Annotated in this window: 25 protein-coding genes; 7 read left to right on the top strand and 18 right to left on the bottom strand. The window is 61.5% G+C overall.

The window, feature by feature from the left end:
• Positions 1 to 43: 43 nt before the first annotated feature.
• From CAF92_RS18340 to CAF92_RS18320, 5 genes are all read right to left on the bottom strand, one after another.
• Positions 44 to 4192 (bottom strand): NEL-type E3 ubiquitin ligase domain-containing protein, encoded by a 4149-nt coding sequence (locus tag CAF92_RS18340; RefSeq protein WP_085601564.1) that lies wholly within the window; start codon positions 4190 to 4192, stop codon positions 44 to 46.
• A 285-nt stretch (positions 4193 to 4477) separates the two neighbouring features.
• The gene (gene glpD, locus CAF92_RS18335; protein WP_085601563.1) at positions 4478 to 6010 is read right to left on the bottom strand and encodes a glycerol-3-phosphate dehydrogenase; all 1533 of its coding nucleotides are present in this window, start codon (positions 6008 to 6010) and stop codon (positions 4478 to 4480) included.
• Positions 6011 to 6262: 252 nt separating this feature from the next.
• A complete protein-coding gene (gene glpR / locus CAF92_RS18330) occupies positions 6263 to 7018 on the bottom strand; it encodes a DNA-binding transcriptional repressor GlpR (protein ID WP_046614760.1) in 756 nt (251 codons plus the stop codon).
• A gap of 282 nt (positions 7019 to 7300) precedes the next feature.
• Positions 7301 to 8800: a glycerol kinase GlpK gene (gene glpK / locus CAF92_RS18325; RefSeq protein WP_046614759.1), complete on the bottom strand. Its 1500-nt coding sequence runs from the start codon at positions 8798 to 8800 to the stop codon at positions 7301 to 7303.
• A 51-nt stretch (positions 8801 to 8851) separates the two neighbouring features.
• Positions 8852 to 9703, bottom strand: a complete 852-nt coding sequence (locus CAF92_RS18320; RefSeq protein ID WP_015271568.1) for an MIP/aquaporin family protein — start codon at positions 9701 to 9703, stop codon at positions 8852 to 8854.
• Between the two features lie 302 nt (positions 9704 to 10005).
• Here CAF92_RS18320 and ybaK point away from each other — a divergent pair, with 302 nt between their 5' ends.
• Complete coding sequence (gene ybaK / locus CAF92_RS18315) at positions 10006 to 10476, top strand: Cys-tRNA(Pro) deacylase (protein ID WP_085601562.1); 471 nt, start codon at positions 10006 to 10008, stop codon at positions 10474 to 10476.
• Between the two features lie 141 nt (positions 10477 to 10617).
• Here the strand turns inward: ybaK and CAF92_RS18310 are convergent, their stop codons facing one another.
• Entirely contained in the window at positions 10618 to 11727 is a 1110-nt protein-coding gene (locus CAF92_RS18310) for an ABC transporter ATP-binding protein (RefSeq protein WP_085601561.1), read from the bottom strand.
• Complete coding sequence (argF, locus tag CAF92_RS18305; RefSeq protein ID WP_013973960.1) at positions 11724 to 12644, bottom strand: ornithine carbamoyltransferase; 921 nt, start codon at positions 12642 to 12644, stop codon at positions 11724 to 11726. The genes CAF92_RS18310 and argF overlap by 4 nt, the downstream gene beginning before the upstream one ends.
• Before the next feature lie 397 nt (positions 12645 to 13041).
• Between argF and CAF92_RS18300 the strand changes: the two genes are divergently transcribed.
• On the top strand, positions 13042 to 15150 hold the full coding sequence (locus CAF92_RS18300; RefSeq protein WP_085601560.1) for a molybdopterin oxidoreductase family protein: 2109 nt from the start codon (positions 13042 to 13044) through the stop codon (positions 15148 to 15150).
• Between the two features lie 91 nt (positions 15151 to 15241).
• A complete protein-coding gene (grxD, locus tag CAF92_RS18295) occupies positions 15242 to 15577 on the top strand; it encodes a Grx4 family monothiol glutaredoxin (protein ID WP_003254949.1) in 336 nt (111 codons plus the stop codon).
• Positions 15578 to 15634: 57 nt separating this feature from the next.
• Here the strand turns inward: grxD and bfr are convergent, their stop codons facing one another.
• Positions 15635 to 16108, bottom strand: a complete 474-nt coding sequence (bfr, locus tag CAF92_RS18290; RefSeq protein ID WP_003258014.1) for a bacterioferritin — start codon at positions 16106 to 16108, stop codon at positions 15635 to 15637.
• 200 nt (positions 16109 to 16308) lie between these two features.
• Positions 16309 to 16527 (bottom strand): bacterioferritin-associated ferredoxin, encoded by a 219-nt coding sequence (locus CAF92_RS18285; protein WP_003254947.1) that lies wholly within the window; start codon positions 16525 to 16527, stop codon positions 16309 to 16311.
• 224 nt (positions 16528 to 16751) lie between these two features.
• On the opposite strand from CAF92_RS18285, the gene CAF92_RS18275 reads away from it, so the two are divergent.
• Positions 16752 to 17354 (top strand): peroxiredoxin, encoded by a 603-nt coding sequence (locus CAF92_RS18275; RefSeq protein WP_003254945.1) that lies wholly within the window; start codon positions 16752 to 16754, stop codon positions 17352 to 17354.
• A 160-nt stretch (positions 17355 to 17514) separates the two neighbouring features.
• Here CAF92_RS18275 and rnt read toward each other — a convergent pair whose 3' ends face one another.
• Both rnt and pyrC read right to left on the bottom strand, forming a co-directional pair.
• A complete protein-coding gene (rnt, locus tag CAF92_RS18270) occupies positions 17515 to 18126 on the bottom strand; it encodes a ribonuclease T (RefSeq protein WP_225917480.1) in 612 nt (203 codons plus the stop codon).
• A 59-nt stretch (positions 18127 to 18185) separates the two neighbouring features.
• Positions 18186 to 19232 (bottom strand): dihydroorotase, encoded by a 1047-nt coding sequence (gene pyrC, locus CAF92_RS18265; RefSeq protein ID WP_046614753.1) that lies wholly within the window; start codon positions 19230 to 19232, stop codon positions 18186 to 18188.
• A gap of 130 nt (positions 19233 to 19362) precedes the next feature.
• On the opposite strand from pyrC, the gene CAF92_RS18260 reads away from it, so the two are divergent.
• Together CAF92_RS18260 and CAF92_RS18255 are read left to right on the top strand one after the other, a co-directional pair.
• Positions 19363 to 20280, top strand: a complete 918-nt coding sequence (locus CAF92_RS18260; protein WP_046614752.1) for an OmpA family protein — start codon at positions 19363 to 19365, stop codon at positions 20278 to 20280.
• A gap of 273 nt (positions 20281 to 20553) precedes the next feature.
• Entirely contained in the window at positions 20554 to 21771 is a 1218-nt protein-coding gene (locus tag CAF92_RS18255) for an argininosuccinate synthase (RefSeq protein ID WP_013973956.1), read from the top strand.
• Between the two features lie 70 nt (positions 21772 to 21841).
• Here the strand turns inward: CAF92_RS18255 and CAF92_RS18250 are convergent, their stop codons facing one another.
• Positions 21842 to 22324, bottom strand: coding sequence for a hypothetical protein (locus tag CAF92_RS18250; RefSeq protein ID WP_046614751.1), 483 nt, complete (start codon positions 22322 to 22324; stop codon positions 21842 to 21844).
• Between the two features lie 366 nt (positions 22325 to 22690).
• Between CAF92_RS18250 and CAF92_RS18245 the strand changes: the two genes are divergently transcribed.
• Entirely contained in the window at positions 22691 to 23311 is a 621-nt protein-coding gene (locus tag CAF92_RS18245; protein WP_046614750.1) for a response regulator transcription factor, read from the top strand.
• A 43-nt stretch (positions 23312 to 23354) separates the two neighbouring features.
• Here the strand turns inward: CAF92_RS18245 and CAF92_RS27480 are convergent, their stop codons facing one another.
• From CAF92_RS27480 to CAF92_RS18220, 6 genes are all read right to left on the bottom strand, one after another.
• The gene (locus tag CAF92_RS27480) at positions 23355 to 23531 is read right to left on the bottom strand and encodes a PA3496 family putative envelope integrity protein (RefSeq protein ID WP_003258006.1); all 177 of its coding nucleotides are present in this window, start codon (positions 23529 to 23531) and stop codon (positions 23355 to 23357) included.
• 104 nt (positions 23532 to 23635) lie between these two features.
• Positions 23636 to 24274: an endonuclease III gene (nth, locus tag CAF92_RS18240; protein WP_025340388.1), complete on the bottom strand. Its 639-nt coding sequence runs from the start codon at positions 24272 to 24274 to the stop codon at positions 23636 to 23638.
• 4 nt (positions 24275 to 24278) lie between these two features.
• Positions 24279 to 24803 (bottom strand): Rnf-Nqr domain containing protein, encoded by a 525-nt coding sequence (locus CAF92_RS18235; RefSeq protein ID WP_085601559.1) that lies wholly within the window; start codon positions 24801 to 24803, stop codon positions 24279 to 24281.
• Positions 24796 to 25398, bottom strand: a complete 603-nt coding sequence (locus CAF92_RS18230; RefSeq protein WP_085601558.1) for an RnfABCDGE type electron transport complex subunit G — start codon at positions 25396 to 25398, stop codon at positions 24796 to 24798. Before CAF92_RS18230 ends, CAF92_RS18235 begins: the two co-directional genes overlap by 8 nt.
• Positions 25395 to 26369 carry an RnfABCDGE type electron transport complex subunit D gene (locus CAF92_RS18225; protein WP_085601557.1) on the bottom strand — a complete coding sequence of 325 codons (975 nt, stop codon included), beginning with the start codon at positions 26367 to 26369 and terminating at the stop codon, positions 25395 to 25397. The genes CAF92_RS18230 and CAF92_RS18225 overlap by 4 nt, the downstream gene beginning before the upstream one ends.
• Positions 26366 to 26914 (bottom strand): Rnf-Nqr domain containing protein, encoded by a 549-nt coding sequence (locus CAF92_RS18220; protein WP_046614746.1) that lies wholly within the window; start codon positions 26912 to 26914, stop codon positions 26366 to 26368. Before CAF92_RS18220 ends, CAF92_RS18225 begins: the two co-directional genes overlap by 4 nt.
• Positions 26915 to 26974 lie beyond the last annotated feature (60 nt).

Here is a 26974-nt window from a genome sequence, read left to right as displayed (position 1 = left end):
GGCCGCCGTCACGAGAGGCCTGATCGCAGCGCTGTCCGCCATTTCAGTGGGGCATCAGCCGCTCTAGCGGCGACTGGTTCCAGCGCGCCCAAGCCTCGGTAGTGAGGGTGCGTATCAGCGTTGATTCCTCGGCGGCAAGTTCGCGCATCAGGTTCCGGGCGCGGTCTTCATAGCCTGCTTCCTGGCCGGCCATGGCTTGTGCCTCGAGCGCTTCCATTCGCTCGTGATAAGGCCGTGCTATCGCCTCGAAGCGGTCAGCATAGGTTTCTCGCAAGTAGTTCTGCCAGTAAGGGCGGCTTGCCAGCGCGTCCAGCATCGACAGGGTACTGTAGGTTTGCAGCACTTCTATTTCTGCCGCGTTCAGATCCCGCGTTGTAACGTGGGCGAATGAAGCGAAGTGCATTTCATCCGGTGGTGCTGGCAAGTCAAGTGCCCCTGTCAGCTGCAGGCGATAGAAAAGCCGAACTTCGATTTCATCCACTCCGCGCCCTGCTTCGCGCAGGGCCTGGACGTGGCGGTTGGCAATATCGTCAAGCAGGTCCAGGCGGTGCAACTGGCCTCCCAGATACAGCAGGCGGCTCTCTCTCATTGCAACCGGCACGCCTTCGATGCCCTGAAAGGCCAGCACACCCACCTCCATCTGGTTGAGCAGCAGCAACAGGCGATCCTCGCAGGTACGCGGCCCGTCGGCCTCGCGAAATAACTGCTCGCGTAACGCTTCGTTGTTTTCGCAGGCTTCGAGGATATGCCAGATGCGGCGTCGATAATGCCGGGGATGGGCCTCGAAGTCCTCGCTCTGGGCGAAGTCAGCCAAAAATCTGAACAGGCCTCCCGAACCCGGCTCCTCGCTCAGGCGGTCCCAGGCTGCCTCACGTTCTGCACGTAGCAGCACGTTTCTGGATGCTACCCAGTTCGCGCGGGTCTCCTCACCGATCGGCTCGTGGACATACGACGCGCTGCCTCGGGCACCTGCTTCGCTGGCTCCTTGTGCCTGGTCCAGATACTCGATGCTGTCTTCGCTCAAAGGGTTGTCGTGCAGATTCAGCCGTTGCAGGCGCAGGCGCAAGCCGCGCATCTCGCGTTGCAGTTCGCTGATTCTGTTGTCGCGCAAGTCGATATGGGCGCGTAGCGCCACGTTCTGGTGGACCAGGCCAATGTCCGCCTGACCCGTTGCTCGCAGGTGCAGGTCCCGCACATGTGGCAAGGCCGAGAGGTCGGGCATGCCGTTGAGCGGGTTGTTGTTGAGTATCAGCGTGTTCAGCCGTTGCAGTTGAGCCAGGCGGCTGTTGCCTGCGGCATCCAGCGCAATCAGGTTGTTGCTCAGGTTCAAGCGCCGTAGCTGGCCGAGAGCCTCGATGCCCTCGGGGACCAAAGTCAGCCGGTTGCCGCTGAGGTCCAGGTCCACGACGTTGGGGAACAGCCTGAGGAACCGCGCGTCGATCTGTTGCAAGCGCATGTTGCGCAAGGTCAGCCGGCGCACATGTCGGTATTCCACACCCTCCGGCAGGCCTGGCAACGCATTGATGTGCTCGCCATCGATGGTCAGTTCATACTGGTCGTTGCCGTCCACCAGTTTGCGCCGCCAACTGCGGCGAAGGGTATCGGCTATGCGGCGTCTGCGAATGGCGTCGATTGGCGATTGCCAATCGGCCTGCCAGATCTGTAGTGCTTCGCGCAGGTCGGCAAGCTGGCGTTGCAGCGCCTGGTAATGGTCCCACAAGCTCTCCCCGCGCTGGCGCACCGCTTCCAGATAAGCGTCCAGTTGCAGTTCGGAGAGTGTGGGGAATATTTGATGGATCCCTTGGCGAATAGCGCTCTGGCTGCTTTCACCTCCGCCGCTGAGTGCATAGGCCAGCCTGCCGTCGGCGAAACGCCGGGGCGGCCTGATATTTGCGCGGATGCCGGAAATGCCGAGCAGGCTAGCCGTAGAGTTGCGATCCTGTTCGGCCGCCATGGCCAGTACGTCACGTAATTGCTTGAGCTGCAGGTTGCGGTTTCCCAGGCGGGTTTTCTGCTCGTCGTCCAGGCACCCCAGGACCGCTGCCAGCAAGGGCTTCCCCTGGCTGTCTTCGCCTGCCAGGGCGTAGCCTTGCGTGTTTTTGACAATGGTTCGTACGTTCTGCGCGGTCTCGCTCTGGCTGGCAAATATCAGTAATCCATCCTGGGCGCCTTGGCGTAACTCTATTCGCACGGAGTCTGGCCATGGGGCGTCCCGTTCGATGAGGCGCAGCGCCAATAGGTCGCTATCTGTGTTGGCCAACTTTTGCAGACGCAAGCCAAGGCAAGCCCGATCAATACGGCTGGCGCTTTCATACCACCGCGCATGTTGCGCCATGCTCAGTGGCATCCGTCCGGAAACTCGCAACTGTTCTATCTGGGCGGTACTACTATGGTCGATGATTTCCTGGGCGCCCCTAGGTGACAAACCCCGGAAAACCCCGATCAGCCTGGCCTGGTCGGCAGATTGCGGTGTTTGCCACGCCTGAAGTTGCTGCTCGAAGGCGTGTCCTTTCAGGGTCGGATCCTGCTGGTGCAGCTTGATCCGGTCGTGGAGATCGAGCAGCCGCGCGGGTGGTGCAGCGTTCTCCAGGCAAAGTCGGCGCAACTGGTCCACGTTGAGGCCTGTGGCCTGTAGAAGTATCCGGCCATGATCTGACAAAGTATCGGCAAAGTGCTCCCCTTGCAGGCTTTCCAATAATACCGAGACATCTTCCTCGGCAGGCAGGTAACGGGAGTTTCTGGCCAGCCTGATGCCACCGGCAGGCAACACCATTGGCGCAAGACTGTCGACAAAAGGTGTTCGTCTCAGCGTGTGCAGAGCCCCTGCAGTCAGGCCTGTGGTCGCTATGCCCTGGGCTATGTTGAACAAATGCTCCAGCGCTCCTTGGCGGTTACCTAGCTGCCAGTCCTGATAGCCTTCATAGACTTCATCGAGCAATTGCGCCGCGCTGACGACCAGTAGCAGGTCACCGAGCACCGGTACGACCAAAGCTGCCAGCCCCAGCAGGTCCAACCCGGCGCTCAGCATGTCCTGCAAGCGCCGGTGCCTGCTCAGGCGATCTTCAAGGTCCGTTGGAACAGCAAGGTAGGCTGCATCATCGAACATTCGCCCGAGCAGTAGCCCCCGTACATGTGCGAACACATTCCCCTTGACGGGCAGGTTTCGCCCGTCGAGCTGCAGTTTCATTGCTCCAGGCGACGCTGCGAGCCGTTGTGCAAGTTCCCTGGCGAACTCGCTTGTGTCCCGTGCCGTGATGAAACGCCGGAAAAACTGGCGGAATGACCACTGCTTGAGGCGAGTGGCCAGGTCGTTGTAAACGCTGTCCCAACTGTCGTAAAAGCGCAGGCTTTGCCCGGCGGCATCGGGTATCCAGACGATGATTTCGTCGATGTCTTCAGCCGGAGCAGGGCGCCACTCAAGTGTGATGACCCCCGTCACGCACTTGCCGAGCAGATAAAGTTGGCGAGCTGTCAGCGTGCCCTTGCCATAGGGTGCAAGGGCAGGGGCTTCGAGCATCGGCCGCAGCCGAAGCAGATCCCGCTCGTCCAGCTGCCCCTTGAACCGGGCCTCGTAAACCGCTGCCTGCATGCGCGTACGTACGCCGCTTTCAAAAAGGTGCTTTATTGTCGTGCGCGCTTGATCGCCCGACTGGCCACGGCCAGCCTTGGGCTCGAGCACCGTCCTGAGCAGCGTCTGATACTTGCCGCCCAGGTCCAGTGAGCGGCACAGGCGAACGAAGTGCTCGAAGGTCATGGCCAGCTTTTCGCCTTTCTCGTTCTCCAGGTGCGCTTTGCGCAACAGCCACGGTTCAGCTTCGTGTGCTTCGAAATTATGCAGGGCAGCGGCCAACAGCGTTTGTCGCGTTCTATGGGTAACCGTCGGCGTATAGAAATGCTCCGCCGCCGAAGGCAGTTGAAACTCTTCGCTGACGACGACGTGCCCAAGTTGCGGGTCGACATGCCCCAGCCCCTGCTCACGCAGGGCGCGTTCGAGCAGGGGCCTGGCGAAGTCTTCGAGGCGAGGGATTCTTTCGAGCAGATGGCCAAGCCTGTCCGCGGCCTGTTGCTGTGCAAGCAAGGCCCTGCCGTAGGCTTCCAGGTGCGTCGCATCGGCGCTGGTCAACCAGCCAGGTAGTTGCCGGGCGATCAGGGTGTCGACGGAGTACGACGGGTTGTATTCGGTGGGGGGCACGAGATATCTCCGGGTCTGAAAGACACCAGAGCATCACTGCCGGGAACGTGGGGTGGTGGTAGTTACTGCTGCACCGACCGACTGTGCCATCCGGGCCCGCTGGCGACTGGCCGGACGAGCCAAGGGGCGCTGGATGAGCATTGATTAATGCTCATCCCAAGCACGCAAGGCTGTGTTTGCGATAATCGCTCGATCGACCACGCCCGCCGGGCACGATACATTTGAAGACTTCGCCAACGTCAAAGACTGATTGTGGCGTTCCAGTACGTGCAAGCAGGCCATGGGTCACGCCGCTTGCGTGCGCGCCTGTTGCTCTCGTTGCAGATAGTCTGCAAGCGCCTGTTGCTCGCCCGTGCTGGTGAACAAGCCCAGCTTGGTGCGGCGCCAGAGAATGTCTTCAGCGCTGCATGCCCATTCGTTGTGTGCAAGGTAGTCCACCTCCCGGCCAAACAACCCACCGCCAATTGCCTGGCCCAGGTCTTCCGGCCCTTGAACGCCCTCCAGCAACTGCCATACACGGCTGCCATAGGTCAGCACCCAGCGCTTCGCGATATCGACAGGCAACCAGCCACAGCGCGCCAGCACCGCATCGACCAGAGCCTGCACCGTGGTCATGTACTCACCACCTGGTAGCGGCGCGCCAGCGGTCCAGCTGCCGCGCATCTGCGGGAAGTGCGGCTTGAGCTCGGCCATGGCCGACTCGGCCAGTTTGCGGTAGGTAGTCAGCTTGCCACCGAAAACCGAGAGCAACGGCGCTTGCCCTTCAGTGGCAGACAGCGCCAGGGTGTAGTCGCGGGTGACCGCGGACGGGTTGTCCGATTCGTCGTTGCACAGCGGGCGCACGCCGGAATAGGTGTGCACGATGTCGCTGCGGCTGATCTGGTGGTTGAAATGGGCATTGACCACCTTGAGCAGATAATCGGTTTCCTGCTCGGTGATCGCGACTTTGGCGGGGTCGCCGCTGTACTCGCGATCGGTGGTGCCGATCAGCGTGAAGCGCTCCAGGTACGGGATGCAGAAGACGATACGCTGGTCCTCGTTCTGCAGGATGTAGGCATGATCGCCTTCGTACATGCGCGGCACGATGATATGGCTGCCCTGGATCAGGCGGATGCCATAGGGCGCATCGAGCTTGAGGTCATCCTTGATGAAGCTGGCCACCCATGGCCCGGCAGCATTGACCAGAGCGCGGGCGCGAATGGTCTGCAGGCGGCCGTCAGCATGCTGCAGCTCGACCTGCCACAGGCCATCCACACGCTCCGCGCGCAGGCAACGGGTGCGGGTATGGATATGGGCACCTTTTTCACGTGCTGCCATCGCATTCAGCACTACCAGGCGGGCATCGTCCACCGCGCAGTCGGCATATTCGAAGCCACGGCTGATTGCAGGCTTGAGCGGGTAACCCGGGCCGAAGCGCAGGCTGCGCGAAGCACCCAGGCGCTTGCGCTTGCCGAGGTGATCGTAGAGGAACAGGCCGGCGCGAATCATCCAGGCCGGGCGCAGGTGCGGGCGGTGCGGCAGCACGAAGCGCATCGGCTTGACGATGTGGGGGGCTTTGGCCAGCAGCACTTCACGCTCGGCCAGCGCTTCACGTACCAGGCGGAACTCGTAGTGCTCCAGGTAGCGCAGGCCGCCATGGATCAGTTTGCTGCTGGCCGAAGAGGTGTGCTGGGCAAGGTCGTCCTTTTCGCAGAGAAATACCTTGAGGCCACGCCCGGCGGCGTCGGCAGCAATGCCCACGCCATTGATGCCGCCGCCGATCACGGCGAGGTCATAGCAGTCGGCGACTGGTGGCTGGGACGAAACGGGCTGGGACACGGGCAAGGCCTCCTGGGGCTGTTCACATCGAATATGAACATTGATGTTCGTTTTCGAAAATACTAGCGCAACAGAAAGCCGGTCGCCAGTCAGTCTTTATAGAAAAAACTGATCAGATGACAATGAAATGAACATTTACGAAAATTCTGGATGATCGGTTTGAAAGTTGTGGCGTCTGTGGGATCGAGCGCTGCGCGGACGACGCTCGATCTCACAGGCGCGACAAGCCTTGCGGCATGCGCCTGTCAGCCCTCAAACCACCTCAAGCCGGATCTTGTACTGGTTCAGCAGCTGGGTGAGTGCGGGGGTTGGCGCCTGGTCGGTCACCAAGCAGTCGACCAGGCTGATCGAGCCCATGCGCACCATGGCGTTGCGCCCGAACTTGCTGGAGTCGGCGGCAAGGATCACTTGACGGGCATTGGCGATGATCGCCTGGGACACCCGCACTTCCTGATAGTCGAAATCGAGCAGGCTGCCATCTTCGTCGATGCCGCTGATGCCCACCAGGGCGAAGTCGACCTTGAACTGGTTGATGAAGTCGACACTGGCCTGACCGACAACGCCGCCATCACGGCGCACCGTGCCACCTGCCACCAGCACTTCGAAATCGTCCTTGGCAGCAAGGATTGCGGCCACGTGCAGGTTGTTGGTGATGACTTTCAGGTGGTTGTGGTTGAGCAGCGCCCGGGCGATGGATTCGGTGGTGGTACCGATGTTGATGAACAGCGAGGCATGGTCGGGAATCTGCCGGGCAACCGCTTCGGCGATGCGTTGTTTTTCGTCACGCATCTGGTCGGCGCGCATGGCGTAGGCGGTGTTCTCGATACTCGAGTCGTAGGCTGCGCCCCCGTGGTAGCGGCGTAGCAGATTGAGCTCGGCCAGCTGGTTGATATCACGGCGGATGGTTTGCGGTGTTACGACGAACAGCTGCGCCATTTCTTCGATACTGACGTAACCGCGTTCGCGCACCAGTTCGAGGATTTGTTGTTGGCGAGGGGGCAGATTCATGGGCGGTCCTTTGGGGCTGCCGGACAAATGCTGCAATGATGCCGTAGGACGCGGACTACGACCAGTAGACTATCGGGCCTGCTGTTTCACGCGGTCCCCTGTGGGAGCGGCCTTGTGTCGCGAAAGGGCTGCAAAGCAGCCCCAGCAATTTCAACTATTGCGCATCAATCCTGGGGCCGCGTTGCGGCCCTTTCGCGACACAAGGCCGCTCCCACAGGTACAGCGACAACCTCGAGATCAACGCTGCACCCACAGAATTTGGACAAGCTATCGCGCCGGGGATCAGGCCTCGTGATCTTCCCAGTCACGGGTACGGTCGACTGCCTTCTTCCAGCCGGCATACAGCTTCTCTTTCTGCGCTTCATCCAGCTGCGGGCTGAATTCGCGCTCGATGATCGCCTTGTCGCGCAGCTCGTCCAGGCCGCTCCAGAAACCACAGGCCAGGCCTGCCAGGTATGCTGCACCCAGCGCGGTGGTTTCGCGCATCTTCGGCCGCTCCACGCAGGTGCCGAGGATGTCGGCCTGGAACTGCATGAGGAAGTTGTTGGCCACCGCACCGCCGTCCACGCGCAACTCGGACAGGCGCTGGCCGCAATCCTGCTGCATGGCGTCGAGCACGTCGCGGGTCTGGTAGGCGATCGATTCCAGTGCGGCGCGGATGATGTGGTCCACCTTCACGCCACGGGTCAGGCCGAACAGTGCACCACGGGCATATGGGTCCCAGTACGGGGCACCCAGGCCGGTGAAGGCAGGCACCAGGTATACCCCGTTGCTGTCCTTGACCTTGCTGGCAAAGTATTCGGTATCGAGTGCGTCGTTGACGATCTTCAGTTCGTCGCGCAGCCACTGTACGGTGGAACCACCATTGAACACCGCGCCCTCCAGCGCGTAGGCCACTTCGCCTCGCGGGCCGCAGGCGATGGTGGTGAGCAGGCCATGGGACGACTTGACCGCCTTGTCGCCGGTGTTCATCAGCAGGAAGCAGCCGGTGCCATAGGTGTTCTTGGCCTGGCCCGGCTCAACGCACATCTGGCCGAACAGCGCCGACTGCTGGTCACCGGCGATACCGGCAATGGCGATGCCGCTCTTGGTGTGGCCGTAGATCTCGGAGGAAGGGCGTACCTCGGGCAGCATCTGCCGTGGGATGCCGAGGATTTCCAGGAGCTTGTCGTCCCACTGCAGGCTGTGAATGTTGAACATCAGCGTGCGCGAGGCGTTGGTGTAATCGGTGACATGCACCTTGCCGCCAGAGAACTTCCAGATCAGCCAGGTATCGATGGTGCCGAACAGCAACTCGCCGCGTTCGGCGCGTTCGCGGGCACCCTCGACATTGTCGAGGATCCATTTCAGCTTGGTGCCAGAGAAGTACGGGTCTGTGACCAGGCCGGTGGTCTCGCGAATGTAGTCTTCATGCCCGTCGCGCTTGAGCTGGGCGCAGATCTCGGTGCTGCGGCGGCACTGCCAGACGATGGCGTTGTACACCGGGCGGCCGGTTTCCTTGTCCCATACAACGGTGGTTTCACGCTGGTTTGTGATACCCAGTGCGGCGACCTGGGCGTGGCTGATGCCTGCCTGGGCCAGGGCCTCGACCATGGTCGCGCTCTGCGTGGCGAAAATTTCCATCGGGTCGTGTTCGACCCAGCCCGCTTGCGGGTAGTGCTGGGCGAATTCGCGCTGGGAGGTACCCACCACATTGGCGTCGCGATCGAAAATGATGGCCCGCGAACTGGTGGTGCCCTGGTCCAGGGCGATGATGTAGTTCTTATCCTGGGTGTCTGTCATGGTCGTAGGCCTTGCGGAAATAGGGGGTCAGGGCTGGGCGTGATGCCGGCGTCAGTTGACTTGAGTATCGCCCTGGCGATTGTCATTTGTCTCAGGGTTCACGGCGGCTGCCATTGGCAGGTTGCGGGCGATCAGGCCGCGATAGGTCGCAGCACCCAGGCAGGCGCCAAGGATCGGTGCGAACACCGGAACCAGGAAATAAGGCATGTCCCGACCGCCAGTGAAGGCGATTTCGCCCCAACCGGCCAGGAAGGTCATGAGTTTTGGCCCGAAATCACGGGCCGGGTTCATGGCAAAGCCGGTCAACGGGCCCATGGCGCTACCGATCACGGCGATCAGCAGGCCGATCAGCAGTGGGGCCATGGCACCGCGCGGCAGGCCGTTGTTGTCGTCGGTCAGGGCCATGATCACTGCCATGAGGATGGCAGTGATGATCACTTCGACCAGGAACGCCTGGCCGGTGGATAGCGAAGGGTGCGGATAGGTGGAGAACACCGAGGCCAGTTCCAGGCTGGCTTCGCTACCGCGCAACATGGCATGGGCCTGTTCGAAATCGAAGAAAAGGTTGCTGTACAGGGTGTAGACCAACGCTGCACCACAGAATGCGCCGCATACCTGGGCCAGCATGTAGAAGGGCAGCTTGCGCTTGTCGAAACCGGCGAACAGGGTGAGGGCGATGCTCACCGCAGGGTTCAGGTGCGCGCCGGAAATACCGGCGGTGAGATAGATCGCCATGCTGACGCCCACGCCCCAGATGATACTGATTTCCCACAGGCCGAAGCTGGCGCCCGCGACCTTGAGCGCTGCGACGCAGCCGGTACCGAAGAAGATCAGCAGGGCAGTGCCGAGGAACTCGGCCAGGCATTGGCTGGACAGCGTGGGTTGGCGTAGAGCAGTCGTCATGTAGGACCTCGTTTTTTTTGTTGTGAGGCGCGTGGCGCTCGACAGCAACGCCCGGAGTCTATCCCCGTTGACTCCAGGCAGATGTAGGAAATGCACCTTAAAAGTGCACCATTTATTCAGAAACGAAAAAATATAGACAAGAAACGCTGATGTCAAAGGTCGAAAGTGAACGGTTGGTCACGATGTGGATGCTGATTTCAGGCGCGGATCCGCGTACTAGACGCGCGCGACTGCGGTGCGCTGGCTGTGGTGTGGGAATTGTCCTAAAGTAGCCGCCGAGCTGTCCCGACCGGAGCCCCCGCATGACCCCCGCCCTAGACCTGTTGAAAAAACACCGTGCCGAGCATCGTGTGCACAGTTACGAACATGACCCCAAGTCGGCGTCATATGGCCTGGAGGCGGCGGAAAAGCTCGGTCTCGACCCGCAGCAGGTGTTCAAGACCTTGCTGGCGAGCAGTGAGAAGGGGGAGTTGCTGGTGGCGGTGGTACCTGTGGTGGGTACACTCGACCTCAAGGCCCTGGCCCATGCTGCCGGGGTGAAAAAGTGCGAGATGGCCGACCCGGTGGTTGCGCAGCGGGCCACGGGGTACCTGGTGGGCGGGATCAGCCCGCTGGGGCAGAAGAAGCGCCTGCGTACATTCATCGATGATTCGGCGCAGAACTTTGCAACCATCCATGTCAGCGCCGGGCGGCGTGGGCTGGAGGTAGAGTTGGCGGCAGCGGTATTGGCCGAGCATACCCAAGGCAAGTTTGCCGGGATCGGGCGGGGCTGAGAATTTTCGGGGCTGCTTTGCAGCCCTTTCGCGACACAAGGCCGCTCCCACAGGTACAACGCCGCCCGTGAATGGTGCGCTGTACCTGTGGGAGCGGCCTTGTGTCGCGAAAGGGCCGCAAAGCGGCCCCAGGGTTTCGAATCAGGTCGCCGAACTGTACCGGCGCACGCCGTTTTCCTGCCGCGGCAACTGCGCTGCCACGCTGCCCGGCACCGGGAACAGCACCAGGTGATCGGCCTTTACCGCAATCCCCACATCCTCACCGACCTGATGGTCGTCATGGCTAGGGAAAATCGCCTCCAACTGGCTGCCGGTCGGCAACTGCAGGCGGTACAAGGTCGATGCACCCAGGAAGCTCTTGCCGACGATGTTCGCCTGCAGTGCACTGCCCGGCGCGTGGACGATATCGTCAGGGCGCAGCAGCACATCTACCGAACTGCCCGGCGCCATGATGTAGGCACGGTTGCCGCGCAGTTCACCCAGTTCGGTATTGACGGCCTCGTGGCTGATCATCTGCCCACGGATGAAATACCCCTGGCCAATGAAGCTGGCCACGAACGGCGTCTGCGGCTCGTGATAAAGGTTGTAAGGCGTGTCCCACTGCTCCAGGCGGCCTTCCTTGAACACGCCGACCTGGTCGCTGACGGCAAAGGCCTCTTCCTGGTCATGGGTCACCAGGATGGCGCTGGTGCCGCGGCTCTTGAGAATGTCGCGAACCTCATGGCTCAGGCGTCGGCGCAGCTCCACGTCGAGGTTGGAGAATGGCTCGTCAAGCAGCAGCAGTTGCGGCTCCGGTGCCAGCGCACGGGCCAGGGCGACCCGTTGCTGCTGGCCGCCGGACAGTTCATGCGGGTAGCGCCCGCCCAGGCCGCCCAGCTTGACCAGTTCGAGCATCTCTTCGATGACCTCGGCCTGGCGCGGGTGCTTGGCAATACCGAAGGCAACGTTCTGCGCCACGGTCAGGTGCGGGAACAGCGCGTAGTCCTGGAACACCATGCCGATGCGGCGTTTTTCCGGGGCCAGGGTGAAGCCAGCCCGGGAAATGACCTCGCCAGCCAGCTGTATCTCGCCGTCGTGCACGGGTTCGAAACCGGCGATGGCGCGCAGGGTGGTGGTTTTGCCGCAACCGGATGAACCCAGCAGGCAACCAATGTCGCCTGCGTTCAGGTGCAGGTTGAGGTTCTGGACGATGCGCTGGTCGCCATAGCCGCAGGCGAGGTTGCGCAGGTTGAGCAGTAGGGGTTGACTCATGCGTGGTGGTAAGCCGGTTCTACAAGGAATTCGAGAAGGGCCTTCTGTGCATGCAGGCGGTTTTCAGCCTGGTCCCAGGCGACCGAACGTGGGTCGTCGAGCAGGTCATGGCTGATTTCCTCACCACGGTGGGCTGGCAGGCAGTGCATGAACAGGGCGTCGGGTGCCGCCAGGTCGAGCAGTTCGCGGGTGACCTGGTAAGGCGCGAAATGCGCCAGGCGCCGTGCAGTTTCCTCTTCCTGGCCCATGGAAGTCCAGACATCCGTGGTCACCAGATGGGCGCCGCGCACGGCTTCCTTCGGGTCACGCACGATCTGCACGTGGTCACCACCGATGGCCATGAAGCGTGGGTCCGGCTCGTAGCCTTCCGGGCAGGCGATGCGCAGCTGGAAGTCGAACTGCCTGGCTGCCTCGATGTACGAGTTGCACATGTTGAAGCCATCGCCGATCCAGGCCACGGTCTTGCCCTGGATCGAGCCGCGGTGTTCGAGGAAGGTTTGCATGTCGGCCAGCAATTGGCACGGGTGCGACTCGTCGGACAGCGCGTTGATCACCGGCACACGCGAGTTGGCGGCGAATTCGGTCAGGGTGCTGTGGGCGTGGGTACGGATCATCACCACATCGAGCATGCTCGACAGCACGATGGCGCTGTCGCCGATCGGCTCGCCACGGCCCAGCTGGGTGTCGCGCGGGGACAGGAAGATGGCTTGGCCGCCGAGCTGGATCATGCCGGCCTCGAACGACACGCGGGTACGGGTGGAGGACTTCTCGAAGATCATGCCCAGCACGCGGTTTTTCAGCGGCTCGAAGAGCACGCCTCGCTTGCGCAGGTCCTTCAGCTCGATGCCGCGGCGGATCACCCCGAGCAATTCGTCGGTGGTGAAGTCCAGCAGGGAGAGAAAGTGCCTAGCGCTCATGATTGACTACCTTATCTGCAACGGTATGCAGGTCGACCGTATGGTTTTTTTTGACAACGGGAGTGACCTGCGGCGTAAGCCGCACGGGGGCGGACGAAATAGGGAAAGGCGCAATACTATAAGTAAATGTCGCCTGAAGCCAAGAGGGGAAACAGCTGCCCAGTACCAAAGGGTGTTGCAAAGGGTGTCTTTGCCCGACGGACAGTGCTGTTTTTTATTTGCTACAGAGGGTTGTACACGGCTTGCCGCCAATTTGGCAAATGGCTGTCGCAAATCGTGTGCCTGATGTCGGTGGATTCACGCCGCGAAGCGCGCTGGCCGGCGGCAGGGGCTGGGTGCATAGTCGATGTTCGACAACCCTCTACACATCCTCCATAACAACAAGGCAGAGGCGGCCATGACCAAGACCCTGCATCACCGTGCCTGTCACCTGTGCGAAGCGATCTGTGGGCTGAATATCGAAGTCAGCCATGACGACGACGGGCGGGCGCTGATCAGTTCGATCAAGGGCGACCCCCAGGACCCGTTCAGCCGCGGCCATGTCTGCCCAAAGGCCGTGGCCCTGCAGGACATCCAGAACGACCCCGACCGCCTGCGCCAGCCGCACAAGCGGGTGGGCGAGCATTGGCAGGCAATCGGTTGGGACGAGGCCTTTGCCCTGGCCGCCGACAGGCTGTGGGCGATCCAGCAAACCCACGGGCGCAATGCGGTGGCGGTGTACCAAGGTAACCCGAGCGTGCACAACTACGGCCTGATGACCCACAGCAACTACTTCCTGGGCCTGCTGAAAACCCGCAACCGCTTCTCTGCCACCTCGGTGGACCAGTTGCCGCAACACCTGGTCAGCCATCTCATGTACGGCCATGGCCTGCTCCTGCCGATTCCGGATATCGACCAGACCGGTTTCATGCTGATCCTTGGTGGCAACCCGCTGGCCTCCAACGGCAGCATCATGACCGTGCCGGATGTGGAAAAACGCCTCAAAGCCCTGCAGGCAAGGGGTGGGCGCCTTGTGGTGGTGGACCCGCGGCGCAGCGAAACGGCGGCTATGGCCGACAGTCACTTGTTCATTCGCCCTGGAGGGGATGCGGCCTTGTTGTGTGGCTTGCTCAACACCCTGTTTGCTGAAGGCCTGGCGCGCGGCTCGCACTTGCCTGTCATCGGGCTGCAGCAGGTGCGCGAAGCGATCGCGCCGTTCAGCGCGGAGGCCATGAGCGCGCACTGTGGCATTGCCGCTACAGACATCCGCCAGCTGGCACGGGACTTCGCCGCGGCCGACAAGGCGGTGTGCTATGGCCGCATGGGGGTTTCGACCCAGGCCTACGGCACCCTTTGCCACTGGCTGGTGCAACTGATCAACCTGGTGACCGGCAACCTTGACCGTGAAGGCGGCGCGTTGTGCACCGAGCCTGCCGTCGACTTGGTGGCGACCACCTCGGGTGGCCATTTCAATGCCTGGCAGAGCCGGGTGTCGGGCTTGCCCGAATACGGCGGCGAACTGCCCGTGGCGGCCTTGGCCGAGGAAATGCTGACACCCGGCGAAGGGCAGGTGCGTGCGCTCGTGACAGTGGCTGGCAACCCCGTACTGTCCACGCCCAACGGCCGCCAGCTGGATGTGGCGCTGGAGGGGCTGGAGTTCATGCTCAGCATCGACCTGTACATCAACGAAACCACCCGACATGCCGACCTGATCCTGCCCTCCACCTCGGCCCTGGAAAACGACCATTACGACAGCACGTTCAACTTGCTGGCCGTGCGCAACGTGACCCGCTTCAACCGGGCGATCCTGGCCAAGCCCGAAGGGGCATTGCATGACTGGGAGATTTTCGTCGGGCTCGCACAGGCGTTCGCCAAACGCGCCGAGCTGGAGTTGAAACCGACCTGGGCGCCAGCGCAGATGATCGACCTGGCCCTGCGCAAGGGACGCTATGGTGAAGCGACGCCCTGGCAGTTGTCGCTTGCAGCGTTGGACAAGCACCCGCATGGCCTGGACCTGGGGCCATTGCGCACCAACCTCGCTGCGCGCCTGGCGACTGCCAGCAAGGCTGTCGAAGCGGCGCCCCAGGTGCTGCTGGACGACCTGGGGCGGCTGGCGCAACAAGTCCCTCCGGCACCGGGCGAACTGCTGCTGATCGGCCGTCGCCATGTGCGAAGCAACAATTCGTGGATGCACAATTTTCATCGGCTGGTGAAAGGAAAGCCGCGACATCAGTTGTTGATGCACCCGCAGGACCTGCAGCACAGGCAGCTGCAGGATGGCCAGAGGGTTCGTATCCGCTCGCGTACGGGGGAGCTTGAAGTCGAGGTGCAGGCCTGCGCGGACATGATGCCGGGCGTGGTCAGCCTGCCCCATGGCTTCGGTCATTCTCGGCAGGGCGTGCACATGCAGATCGCCAAGGCGCAGCCTGGCGTGAGCGCCAACGACCTAACCGATGAGCGCCTGCGTGACCAGGTTTCCGGTAATGCCGCCCTCAATGGCGTACCTGTGCAGGTAGAGGCCGCGTAAGGAACGGTAAGGCCGAGCATGCTGCTCGGCTTTCCGTTACAATGCGTCACCGTGCCGACGACCGTGTCGGAAAGTTCAGCCGAGGTGCTACATGGATATCATCGAAACGATCAAAGAGCAGATTGCCAACAATACCATTCTGCTTTACATGAAAGGCTCGCCGAATGCCCCGCAGTGTGGCTTCTCTGCGCGTGCATCGCAGGCCGTGATGGGTTGTGGCGAGAAGTTCGCCTACGTCGACATCCTGCAGAACCCGGAAATCCGTGCGAACCTGCCAAAGTACGCCAACTGGCCGACCTTCCCGCAGCTCTGGGTAGCCGGTGAGCTGGTCGGCGGCAGCGACATCATGCTGGAAATGTTCGAGAAGGGTGAGCTGCAGACACTGATCAAGGAAGCGGCTGCCAAGGCCAAGGCCTCCGAGGCCTGATTTTCCGGCAAGCATGAAAAAACCCGCTGATCGCGGGTTTTTTCATGGGGCGAATATTTATTCTTCGCCCATCTGCGACTGCAGGTAGTTCTCGATACCAATCTTGTCGATCAGCCCCAGCTGGGTTTCCAGCCAATCGATATGTTCTTCCTCGGACTCGAGGATGTCTTCGAGCATGTCACGCGAGCCGAAGTCGCCAGCGGTTTCACAATGGGCGATGGCTGCTTTCAGGTCGACCAAGCCTTTCTGTTCGATCTTCAGGTCGCATTCGAGCATTTCCTTGGTGTGCTCACCAATCAGCAGCTTGCCCAGGTCCTGGACGTTGGGGATGCCTTCGAGGAAGAGAATACGCTTGATCAGTTTGTCAGCGTGTTTCATCTCGTCGATGGATTCCTTGTACTCGTGCTTGCCGAGTTTGTTCAGGCCCCAATCTTCATACATGCGTGCGTGCAGGAAGTACTGGTTGATCGCGACCAGCTCGTTTCCGAGGATCTTGTTGAGATGCTGGATGACGCTTACGTCGCCTTTCATGTCGGGTTCCTGCCCTGTAGAAGTGTGCCAATACACGCAAGTTTGAGCCCGATACTTAGGTGTGTCAAACCTAAGTTCTTGAATAATAAGTGAAAATTAATGGAAATAAGAATGTTTGTGAACCGCGTTGGAGCGCTAACTTATTGAATTGCGGGCATAAAAAAACCGGACACAAGGTCCGGTTCTTGGAATTCTGGGTTTCAGGCCGCGGTAAATTCCACGGGGTAGGGCAGGGCTGCCTGGCTGACCTGGAGCTCGGTCAGGGTCTCGCGGACCACCTGCTTGGCCACGCAGGCACATTTGCCACACTGGCTGGCGACGTTGGTCGCGGCTCGCACTTCCTTGTAGCTGCAGCATCCTTCATAGATCGCATCGCGGATCTGTCCGTCGGTGACGCCGACACAAAGACACACATACATAAAGGCTGACCATCGTTGGTGGGCTCGATGGGGTGGAGCTTAATGTTAATGAGAATGCTTGTCAAAGGAGTTTCTGAAAGGACCGTGCTTGAGCGACCGGCGGCTGCTTCGTCGTTGGAGTCGGCCTGTCACCAGAAGCCGTGTATGATGGTCGGCCTTTGTTGGATGTCGGGCAAGCCCGTCTGGCCCGGCAAACGGTTTTTCACCCTCATCAGGAGATTACAATGAGCGTACTCGTTGGTAAGAAAGCCCCCGATTTCACCGTTCCGGCCGTGCTGGGCAATGGCGAGATCGTCGACAGCTTCAACCTGGCTTCGGCCATCAAGGGCAAGTACGGCCTGGTGTTCTTCTACCCGCTGGACTTCACCTTCGTCTGCCCGTCCGAGCTGATCGCCCTGGACAACCGCATCCCTGACTTCCAGGCACGCAACGTCGAAGTGATCGGCGTGTCGATCGATTCGCACTTCACCCACAACGCCTGGCGTAACACCCCGGTCAACAACGGCGGTATCGGCCAGGTCAAGTACACCCTGGCTGCCGACATGACCCACGAAATCTGCAAGGCCTACGACGTCGAGTCCGAAGGCGGCGTGGCCTTCCGTGGCGCCTTCCTGATCGACACCAACGGTGTTGTCCGTTCGCAGATCGTCAACGACCTGCCACTGGGCCGCAACATGGACGAGCTGCTGCGCCTGGTCGACGCCCTGCAGTTCCACGAAGAGCATGGCGAAGTCTGCCCTGCCAACTGGAAAAAAGGCGACAAAGGCATGAACGCTTCGCCGGAAGGCGTTGCAGCCTACCTGAGCGAGAACGCTGGCAAGCTGTAATTGCCGCGTGCATGAAAAAACCGGCCCTTGTGGCCGGTTTTTTTGTGCCGTTCTGTGCCGGCCTCTTCGCAGGTAAACCTGCTACCACAGGTATCCCAAAGGCCTCAGCCATTGTGCGATCTCTGTGGGAGCGGGCATGCCCGCGAATGCTTTTTTCAACTCAATCGTTGAAGTCGCGCCAGCCGCCCATTTCTTTCCAGCGGTTGACGATGCCGCAGAACAGCTCGGCCGTCTTCTCGGTGTCATAACGCGCCGAGTGCGCCTCACGCCCGTCGAAGTCGATGTCGGCGCTCTGGCAGGCCCGCGCCAGTACGGTCTGGCCATAAGCCAGGCCCGCCAGGGTAGCGGTGTCGAAGCTGGAGAACGGGTGGAACGGGTTGCGCTTCAGGTCATTGCGCGCCACCGCCGCATTGAGGAAGCCCAGGTCGAAGCTGCTGTTGTGTCCCACCAGGATAGCCCGCTTGCAGCCATTGGCCTTGAGCGCCTTGCGTACGCCGCGGAAGATGTCGGTCAGCGCGCTTTCCTCGCTGACCGCCATGCGCAGCGGGTGGTCCAGCTTGATGCCGGTGAACTCCAGCGCTGCTGCCTCGATGTTGGCGCCCTCGAATGGCTCCACCCGGTGGAAGTAGGTGTGCTCGGGGAACAGGAAGCCCTTTTCGTCCATGCCGATGGTGACGGCGGCAATTTCCAGCAGGGCGTCGGTAGCGCTATTGAAGCCGCCGGTTTCAACATCTACCACTACCGGCAAATAGCCGCGGAAGCGCTCGGCCATGGGGTGGCGCGAGCCGCTGCTGCCTTGGTTGTCCAGATCGTCTTCGTAGAGGTCTTCGCTCACGCGTTTTCCTCCAGCAGGCGCCAGCGCAGTTTTTCGCCGGCGCGCAGCGGGACCACGGTCTGCTCGCCAAATGGCAGGCTGTCCGGGGCGGTCCATTCCTCGCGGACCAGGGTAATGGTGTCGGTGTTCGCCGGCAGGCCATAGAACGCCGGGCCGTGCAGGCTGGCGAAGCCTTCCAGCTTGTCCAGCGCGTTACGCTGCTCGAACGCTTCGGCGTACATCTCGATGGCTGCGTAGGCGGTGTAGCAACCGGCGCAACCGCAGGCGGCTTCCTTGGCGTGGCGGGCGTGCGGAGCCGAGTCGGTACCCAGGAAGAACTTCGGGTTGCCGCTGGTGGCCGCGTCCAGCAGCGCCACCTGGTGCGTGTTGCGCTTGAGGATCGGCAGGCAATAGAAGTGCGGGCGAATGCCGCCAACCAGCATGTGGTTGCGGTTGTACAGCAGGTGCTGCGCGGTGATGGTCGCGCCAACGTTGGCCGGGGCCTCGGTGACGAACTGCGCGGCATCGCTGGTGGTGATGTGCTCGAACACCACCTTCAGCGTGGGGAAGCGCTCGACCACACGGCGCATGTGCTCGTCGATGAAGCGCTTCTCGCGGTCGAACACGTCGATCTCGCTGCGGGTCACTTCGCCATGCACCAGTAGCGGCATGCCAACTTCCGCCAGCGCCTCGATGGCCGGGAAGATGTTGTCGATGCTGGTCACGCCAGAGTCGGAGTTGGTGGTGGCACCGGCAGGGTACAGCTTGGCGGCGTACACGAAGCCGCTGGCCTTGGCCGCGCGGATGTCCTCGGGGCTGGTGCGGTCGGTGAGGTACAGCACCATCAGCGGCTCGAAGCGGCTGCCAGCCGGGCGGGCGGCCAGGATGCGCTCACGGTAGGCGCCGGCCTCGGCGGCATTGCGCACCGGCGGAACCAGGTTGGGCATGATGATGGCACGGGCGAAAGTACGCGCCACGTCGCCAACGGTGTGGGGCAGGACGGCACCATCGCGCAGATGGATGTGCCAGTCGTCGGGACGCAGGAGGGTCAGGCGATCGGACATTGGGGATTCCAGGCGGGTCGAACTCAAGCCCCAATGCTACCGGAAAACCCTGGGTGGAGCACGGCTATCAAGTTTTCCGCCCAGCGTCCGATAGCCTGCAGGTAAGCCGTCAGAATTTGTGGAGCCGCCCGTGCGCCAGCGTTACCTAGCCCTGTTGACCCTGTTCGCCAGCCTGCCGGCCGGCGCGCTGACCTTCCAGACGCGCATGGAGAACATCGCCTGGAAGGTTGAGGGTGACCAGTTCGAATGCCGGCTGATCCAGCCGATCGACGGCTTCGGCAGTGGCGAGTTCGTGCGCCGCGCGGGCGAGCAGCCGGTGTTCCAGCTGCGTTCGGACAGCAACGTTCTGGGGGCGGGCACGGCCACTTTGCTGGCAGCCGCTGCACCGTGGCAACCCGGGCGCAGCGACATCAACCTGGGCAGTGTGCGGATGGCTCGCACCGGGGTGCTGTTCAGTTCGTCCCAGGGCCAGGCCAGCCGCCTGATCAACGGCCTGCTCGATGGGCGTAGCACGGTGGTACGCAATTACGCCGGCGAGGCGGGCAGGCCGATGGAAGTGCGTGTGCTACCGGTCAGCTTCGCCAAGGCCTACAGCGACTATCAGGCCTGTGCCGGCAAGCTGCTGCCGATGAATTACGACCAGGTGCGCCAGACCCAGGTGGGCTTCCCCGGGGGCGGCTTCGAGCTGGATGGCGCGGCCAGGGCGCGGCTGGACGTGATCCTCGACTACATGAAGGCTGACCCGACGGTGAACCATGTCGAGCTCAACGGCCACTCCGACAACAGTGGCAACCGCCTGACCAATCGCGACATGTCGCGCCGCCGGGCACTGGCGGTGGCCGACTACCTCAAGGCCCATGGCGTTCCGGAAGAGCAGATTACCGTGCGTTTCCACGGCGAGCGTTACCCATTGGCGAAGAACACCAATGCTGCCAATCGGGCGCGTAATCGTCGGGTGAATATTGAACTGGATCGGGTGACGGTAATCGAGAAGCCGGTTGAGAAGCCTGTCGAAAAGGCCCCTGAGCCAACACCTGCCAAGTCCTGAAGGCTGCGGAGCTTTCTGTAGGAGCGGCCTTGTGTCGCGATGGGCTGCGCAGCAGCCCCGGCAGTTTTCGCTGCATAGCTGAGATCCAGGGGCTGCTGCGCAGCCCATCGCGACACAAGGCCGCTCCTACACGGCATTTCATACTTTCCGACGGTAAGTCGCCCTTCCGAAACTTCCTGTCGCTTTGTCGTCAGAAGCTGTCGCCCCACTGTAAATTTATCCGTAACGTCGTTAGAATCGATCCCTTTCCGTACAACCCCGTGGAGTGATGGCATGGCGGACGTAAAAAAGGTCGTACTGGCGTATTCCGGCGGCCTTGATACTTCGGTGATTCTCAAGTGGCTGCAGGATACCTACAACTGCGAAGTGGTGACCTTCACCGCTGACCTGGGGCAGGGCGAAGAGGTCGAGCCTGCTCGTGCCAAGGCCCAGGCAATGGGCGTTAAAGAGATCTACATCGATGACCTGCGCGAAGAGTTCGTGCGTGATTTCGTGTTCCCGATGTTCCGCGCCAACACCGTCTACGAGGGCGAGTACCTGCTGGGTACTTCCATCGCCCGTCCGCTGATCGCCAAGCGCCTGATCGAGATCGCCAACGAAACCGGCGCCGACGCCATTTCCCACGGCGCCACCGGCAAAGGCAACGACCAGGTGCGCTTCGAGCTGGGTGCCTATGCCCTGAAGCCAGGCGTCAAGGTCATCGCCCCATGGCGCGAGTGGGACCTGCTGTCCCGCGAGAAGCTGATGGACTACGCCGAGAAGCACGGCATCCCGATCGAGCGCCACGGCAAGAAGAAGTCGCCGTACTCGATGGACGCCAACCTGCTGCACATTTCCTACGAAGGCGGTGTCCTGGAAGATACCTGGACCGAGCACGAAGAAGACATGTGGCGCTGGAGCGTCTCGCCCGAGAACGCCCCGGACCAGGCTACCTACATCGAGTTGACCTACCGCAACGGTGACATCGTTGCCATCGACGGCGTCGAGAAGACCCCGGCCACCGTACTGGCCGACCTGAACCGTATCGGTGGTGCCAATGGCATCGGCCGTCTGGACATCGTCGAGAACCGTTACGTTGGCATGAAGTCGCGTGGCTGCTACGAGACCCCTGGCGGTACCATCATGCTCAAGGCCCACCGTGCCATCGAGTCGATCACCCTGGACCGCGAAGTCGCTCACCTGAAGGATGAGCTGATGCCGAAGTACGCCAGCCTGATCTACACCGGCTACTGGTGGAGCCCGGAGCGTCTGATGCTGCAGCAGATGATCGACGCTTCGCAGGTTAACGTGAACGGTGTGGTTCGCCTGAAACTGTACAAGGGCAACGTCACCGTTGTCGGCCGCAAGTCGGACGACTCGCTGTTCGATGCCAACATCGCTACCTTCGAGGAAGATGGCGGCGCCTACAACCAGGCGGACGCAGCGGGCTTCATCAAGCTCAACGCGCTGCGTATGCGCATTGCTGCCAACAAGGGCCGCTCGCTGCTCTGATAGCGGCCACGTGCATCAAGGACCCCGGCCCAGGCCGGGGTTTTTTTGGCCTGTGGAAAACCTGAGGCATTCAACGGCCGTCGTTCGCCACCTGTCCATCAAGCGTGCTGATCGATAGTTGTGCACACTGACGCCTATCCAGATTGCAAAAACGCCAGGTGCGCGCTTGCTGAGGCGGTTGGGCAAGGGCGGATAGCAATTGCTGCTCCATCATGCGATAGGCATCGGGGCCGGAAAACATGAATGTGACAGGCTCGCCCTGCAGCGCTTCGCTGGTGTTGCCGGGCATTGCATGTTTCGCCACATCGCTCTGTGTCGACTTGTTGTCATTTGCCGTCCTGTTTGACGAGGGATCATAGAACGACTTGTAATTGAAGTTGAGCGTGAGGAAGAACAGTGCCGTCAGGAAGAATGGGAAGCCCACCAGGAACCAAGTATAGAGCTTCTGGCTGGACTCGCTGAGAAACGGCAATGTGGCAAGGGCGGAGGCTTCGATAATCCCTGCGAAGATGGCAATGATCGTCAGCGGGGCGACAGGTTGTACTTGGTGCATATGGGTCGTCTCCAGCGATTTTGCACATCTTTACCTTACGGCGTTGCTCAACTAAAGACTGGACTGTTTCCCGGGTGAGAATAATCGCTCGAAATCCTGATGGCCGCGTCTGTTCAGCGTATTTGAATCGAATATTTCCCTAAGTGTCGGCCGGTTTTCAACTGGTGCACTTTTACAGGCCGGTGATACCGTTTATTTGGTAACAAGGAATTTGATTGTTACAAGCACATCGGTTGAGTGTAGGAAATTTCTGTAAGTGTTGTAGGTTCCATCTGTTCATATATTTCGCCGGTAAATCACCGCACCAGCCAAGCGTTGTGTAGGTTATCTTGGCGGGCCAAAGCAAAAGCAATGAATGGATATCGCATGAATAAAGTGCTTATCGTGGATGATCATCCGGTCATACGCCTGGCCGTACGCATGCTGATGGAGCGGCATGGGTATGACGTCGTGGCGGAAACCGACAACGGGGTGGCTGCGCTGCAACTGACACGGCAACACCTGCCGGATATCGTGGTGCTCGATATCGGTATCCCCAAGCTGGATGGCCTGGAGGTGATCGGCCGCATGACAACCTTCAGTCCGGGTAGCAAGGTACTGGTGCTGACATCGCAGGCACCCGGCAACTTCTCGATGCGCTGCATGCAGGCGGGGGCGGCGGGGTATGTGTGCAAGCAGCAGGAACTCACCGAACTGCTGAGCGCCATCAAGGCCGTACTGTCGGGCTACAGCTACTTCCCCAACCAGGCGTTGCATGTGTCACGTGGGAGGGGAGGAAGCGAGGCGGATATGGTCAACCGCCTCTCGGCGCGCGAGATGACCGTCTTGCAACAGCTGGCGCGAGGGCGTTCCAACAAGGAGATTGCCGACAGCATGTTCCTCAGCAACAAGACGGTCAGTACCTACAAGTCGCGCCTGCTGCTCAAGCTCAATGCGCGGTCGCTGGTGGACCTGATCGAGCTGGCGCAGCGGCAAGGGTTGAACTGACCGCCAGGGCCGTAAAGCCTCCAGTCAGGAGGCTTTGCCAAGGTTACAGATCGTAGTCGAAGTCGGCCAGCTGCTTCTGCAGGCGCCTTTCTTCCAGCATATTGTCGATGGTGCGGCGCTTGCTCAGGTTGGTCTTTGCGGTTTCCACCTGGGGTTCCGCTTCGTCGTCCGCGGCAACAAAATCATCTTCGATCGACAGGTCGTCTTTATCGCTACTCATGAGTCGCTCCAAGCCAAGGGGCCATTGGCCGTCCTTATAACCAGAAAGCAGACGCCGGTAAAAAAGATTTTTTCAATCGAAACAGGTGGTTTCCAACTATCGACTCAATCGTCGGAGGTCTTGTGCTTGTACTCGCACAAGTCTTCGATCCTGCAACTGCCGCAGCGAGGCTTGCGTGCCTGGCACACATAGCGCCCATGCAGGATCAGCCAGTGGTGGGCGTCCAGCAGGTAATCCTTTGGTACGAACTTGATCAGCTTTTTCTCCACTTCCAGCACTGTCTTGCCTGGTGCAATGCCGGTACGGTTGCTGACCCGGAAGATATGGGTATCCACAGCCATGGTCGGCTGGCGGAACGCCGTATTGAGCACTACGTTGGCGGTCTTGCGGCCCACGCCTGGTAGCGCCTCCAAGGCTTCGCGGGTTTGCGGTACCTGGCTGCCATGGCGCTCGATCAGCAGCCGGCAGGCTTCGATGACGTTCTTGGCCTTGCTGTTGTACAAGCCAATGGTCTTGATGTACTCGCTCAGGCCTTCGACGCCCAGCGCATAGATGGCCTCGGGGGTGTTGGCGACCGGGAACAGGCGTGCGGTGGCCTTGTTGACGCCGACATCGGTGGACTGCGCAGACAGGGTTACGGCGACCAGCAGTTCGAACGGGGTGGTGTAGGCCAGTTCGGTCTTCGGGTCGGGGTTGTCTTCGTGCAGCCTGCGAAAGATCTCCAGGCGTTTGGCGGCATTCATGAAATCAGAGCTTTCCTTGACGACGTGGTTGGGCGGTGCCCGGACGCAGGCGATTGTACAAGGCCAACAGCAGTCCGAGCAGTAGCAAGGCGCCCGGGGCCAGGCTGGCCAGGTGCAGGCCGGTACCGTCGGCCAACCATTGGCGGCTGGCGCCGAGCAGCAGGCATGTGGCAAGCAGTGCGCAAAGGTGGCCGGCGAGCAGGCGCCAGCGCCCTTGATCGGGCAGCAGGTGGTCAGTGGCCAGGCATTGCAGGCACAGCAGTGCGGGATAGTGGCCGAGGGCAAGTGCCACTGGCAGCAGCCAGGCACGCAGTGCCAGTTGCAGGCAACTGGCCAGGGCCGCCAACAGCAGCAGGCTGGCCAGCACATAGGTCCAGGTGGCAAGCCGCTGGCGCAGGGGCGCCAGCAACAGCTGGTGAAGGCTGCTCATCAGCACTGCACACACGCCGATGGTGGCCCCTTCGCTCAGTGTTTGGGTGGCGCCCAGCAGGGGCACCAGGCTTGCGCCGAGCAAGTAGAACCTATTCATGCATGGCGCCCTCCAGCAACGCGCTGCGCTGCTCATCGAAGTATCTCAGCGCCTCTTGCAGCGCGCCGATTACTGCTCGTGAGGTCACGGTTGCGCCAGCCAACTGGTCAAAGTCGCCCTGGTCGCGCTTCAGCGCCCAGCGATCGCCCAACTGGCGGTTGGCAAATTGCTCCAGCCAGTTCAGTTGCGGATCTCCCAGGCGTGCACCTAATCCGGGGCTTTCCTGTTGTTCGACCACCTGGCTGCCGATCAGCCGGCCGTCCGCGCTAATGGCCACGCTGAGCACGATCGGCCCGGCATAGCCCTGGGTCTGGGTGACCAGGATGATGGCGGCCGGCTTGCCCGCCAGCGTCGCCCGGTAAGCTGCCAGGATCCGGCTGTTTGGCCGCTGTGCGGCGGGCCTGGGCAGCGGGTTGTCCAGGGGGTGGTTGTCGTAACTGCCTTCTGGCAGCACCGCCAGCCGCTGGCGGCTATTCAGTTGTTTCTCTGCGTCGGCGATGGCCGCGCTGGTCCAGTGTCGCCAGGCCAGGGTTGCCGACAGTGCCAGTGCCCCGGTCAGTACCAGCAGGCCGACATCACGTACCAGACGCTTCATCGTGCAACCTGCTGGCGCTGCGCAGCCAGGCGTTCGAGGCTCGGCGCCATGAGGTTCATCAGCAGGATGGCGAACGCCGTGCCGTCCGGGTAGCTGCCCCAAGTACGGATCAAGTAGATCAGCAGGCCCGCCCCCAGGCCGAACCCCAGCTTCGCCCACTCCTGCCGCGGGCCGGACACCGGCTCGGTGGCAATGAAGAACGCCGCCATCATGGTCGAGCCGGAGAACAGGTGCAGCAGGGGGGAGCCGTTGGAGTCCGAACCCGAGCCATTCCAGCCCAGCAGGCTGAACAGGAGCAACCCTGCCAGCAGGCCAACCGGCGCATGCCAGCTGATCACCTTGCGTTGCAGCAAAAACAGGCCGCCCAGCAGGAACGCAAGGTTGACCCATTCGCTGCCCCACCCTCCGATGCTGCCGAATCCCGGGTGGCTGGCGAACAGTTCATCGATGGTCAGGCTGCGATTGTGGCGCAGGCCGTCGAGCAGTGTCGGCCGGGCCCAGGCATCGATCTGCTCGCCGCCGGCGAACACCAGCTGCAGGCTATCGAGCAGGCCAGGTGCCGGCCCCGGCCAATGGTTCATCTGCAACGGGAAGCTCAGCAGCACGAAGGCATAGCCGACCATGGCCGGGTTGAACAGGTTGCGCCCGACCCCGCCAAAGGCCTGCTTGCCGATGCCTATGGCAACGCTGGCTGCGACTACCGGCAACCACCACGGCGTCAGGGTCGGCAGGGCGGCGGCCAGCAGCACGGCAGTCACCAGCGCGCTGCCGTCGTTCAGCGCCGTGCTCAGCGGTTGTGCTCGCAACTTGAGCGACAACATCTCGCACAGCAGCGCGGCACTGGCGCATAGCAACAGGTTGATTAGCATGCTCCAGCCATGCAGCCAGAACAGCGCCAACAGGCCAGGTACGCAAGCCAGCAACACCAGCCCCATGCTGGTGCGTAGCCGCGGGTCGGGCTTGGCAGTCATTGGGTGAGCAGCCCGTTGAAGCCGGAAAACGCCATCGCCATTACACTGGCACCGAGCAATTCGATGGGCAGGCCGCGCATTGCCCCGGGGACGTCGGCATGATTGCTACGCTGGCGCAGGTCGGCGAACAACACCAACGCCAGCCAGAAGCCGCCGCCGGCCAGCAGGCCTTGCAGCACGGTAGCGAGCCATGTGCTGTCGTCGTTTGTCTGTTGCAGGGTCAACCCCAGTACTACCGCGTTGCTCAACAGCAGCGCGGGCAGTTGCGTCACTGGCCAGCTCGGGCGCCACCTTGTCAGCAGCCATGGCGCGCCCCAGGCAAGCACGGCCAGCCAGGGCAACAACAGGAACAGGGCAAGGTCCTGGGCTTGCAGCGGGGCAAGCACCCCGCGCACCAGTATTCGTGCGCCGATCATGCCCAAGGCAATGCACAGTGCGCAGGCGAGGCCGTGCACGTGGAGGTGCAGCCTGGGAAATGGCTGTTGTTGCAGGCACAGGTGATTGACCAGCGCAGCGCTGATCAGGACCAGGATGTAGTCGCTCATGAGATGACGATAGCCGGGAATCGGGGCGATTGTCCGGGTTGGCGTCAAGGTGCCGGAATC

This window comes from Pseudomonas sp. B10(2017) (assembly GCF_002113295.1).
GTDB classification, from domain to species: domain Bacteria; phylum Pseudomonadota; class Gammaproteobacteria; order Pseudomonadales; family Pseudomonadaceae; genus Aquipseudomonas; species Aquipseudomonas pudica.
The sequence above is the reverse complement of the archived record's forward strand: the minus strand, read 5'-3'. Positions and strand labels throughout refer to the sequence as shown.

Bases quoted from the DNA above. Each gene is read 5' to 3' on its own strand.
- CAF92_RS18230 (WP_085601558.1), bottom strand. From the start codon at position 25,398: ATGAAGCGTCTGGTACGTGATGTCGGCCTGCTGGTACTGACCGGGGCA.
- CAF92_RS18220 (WP_046614746.1), bottom strand. From the start codon at position 26,914: ATGAGCGACTACATCCTGGTCCTGATCAGCGCTGCGCTGGTCAATCAC.
- bfr (WP_003258014.1), bottom strand. From the start codon at position 16,108: ATGAAAGGCGACGTAAGCGTCATCCAGCATCTCAACAAGATCCTCGGA.
- CAF92_RS18285 (WP_003254947.1), bottom strand. From the start codon at position 16,527: ATGTATGTGTGTCTTTGTGTCGGCGTCACCGACGGACAGATCCGCGAT.
- ybaK (WP_085601562.1), top strand. From the start codon at position 10,006: ATGACCCCCGCCCTAGACCTGTTGAAAAAACACCGTGCCGAGCATCGT.
- glpR (WP_046614760.1), bottom strand. From the start codon at position 7,018: ATGAATCTGCCCCCTCGCCAACAACAAATCCTCGAACTGGTGCGCGAA.
- CAF92_RS18310 (WP_085601561.1), bottom strand. From the start codon at position 11,727: ATGAGTCAACCCCTACTGCTCAACCTGCGCAACCTCGCCTGCGGCTAT.
- CAF92_RS18235 (WP_085601559.1), bottom strand. From the start codon at position 24,803: ATGAATAGGTTCTACTTGCTCGGCGCAAGCCTGGTGCCCCTGCTGGGC.
- pyrC (WP_046614753.1), bottom strand. From the start codon at position 19,232: ATGTCCGATCGCCTGACCCTCCTGCGTCCCGACGACTGGCACATCCAT.
- nth (WP_025340388.1), bottom strand. From the start codon at position 24,274: ATGAATGCCGCCAAACGCCTGGAGATCTTTCGCAGGCTGCACGAAGAC.
- argF (WP_013973960.1), bottom strand. From the start codon at position 12,644: ATGAGCGCTAGGCACTTTCTCTCCCTGCTGGACTTCACCACCGACGAA.
- CAF92_RS18300 (WP_085601560.1), top strand. From the start codon at position 13,042: ATGACCAAGACCCTGCATCACCGTGCCTGTCACCTGTGCGAAGCGATC.
- CAF92_RS27480 (WP_003258006.1), bottom strand. From the start codon at position 23,531: ATGAGTAGCGATAAAGACGACCTGTCGATCGAAGATGATTTTGTTGCC.
- CAF92_RS18245 (WP_046614750.1), top strand. From the start codon at position 22,691: ATGAATAAAGTGCTTATCGTGGATGATCATCCGGTCATACGCCTGGCC.
- CAF92_RS18275 (WP_003254945.1), top strand. From the start codon at position 16,752: ATGAGCGTACTCGTTGGTAAGAAAGCCCCCGATTTCACCGTTCCGGCC.
- CAF92_RS18225 (WP_085601557.1), bottom strand. From the start codon at position 26,369: ATGACTGCCAAGCCCGACCCGCGGCTACGCACCAGCATGGGGCTGGTG.
- CAF92_RS18255 (WP_013973956.1), top strand. From the start codon at position 20,554: ATGGCGGACGTAAAAAAGGTCGTACTGGCGTATTCCGGCGGCCTTGAT.
- glpK (WP_046614759.1), bottom strand. From the start codon at position 8,800: ATGACAGACACCCAGGATAAGAACTACATCATCGCCCTGGACCAGGGC.
- CAF92_RS18320 (WP_015271568.1), bottom strand. From the start codon at position 9,703: ATGACGACTGCTCTACGCCAACCCACGCTGTCCAGCCAATGCCTGGCC.
- rnt (WP_225917480.1), bottom strand. From the start codon at position 18,126: ATGGCCGAGCGCTTCCGCGGCTATTTGCCGGTAGTGGTAGATGTTGAA.
- CAF92_RS18250 (WP_046614751.1), bottom strand. From the start codon at position 22,324: ATGCACCAAGTACAACCTGTCGCCCCGCTGACGATCATTGCCATCTTC.
- grxD (WP_003254949.1), top strand. From the start codon at position 15,242: ATGGATATCATCGAAACGATCAAAGAGCAGATTGCCAACAATACCATT.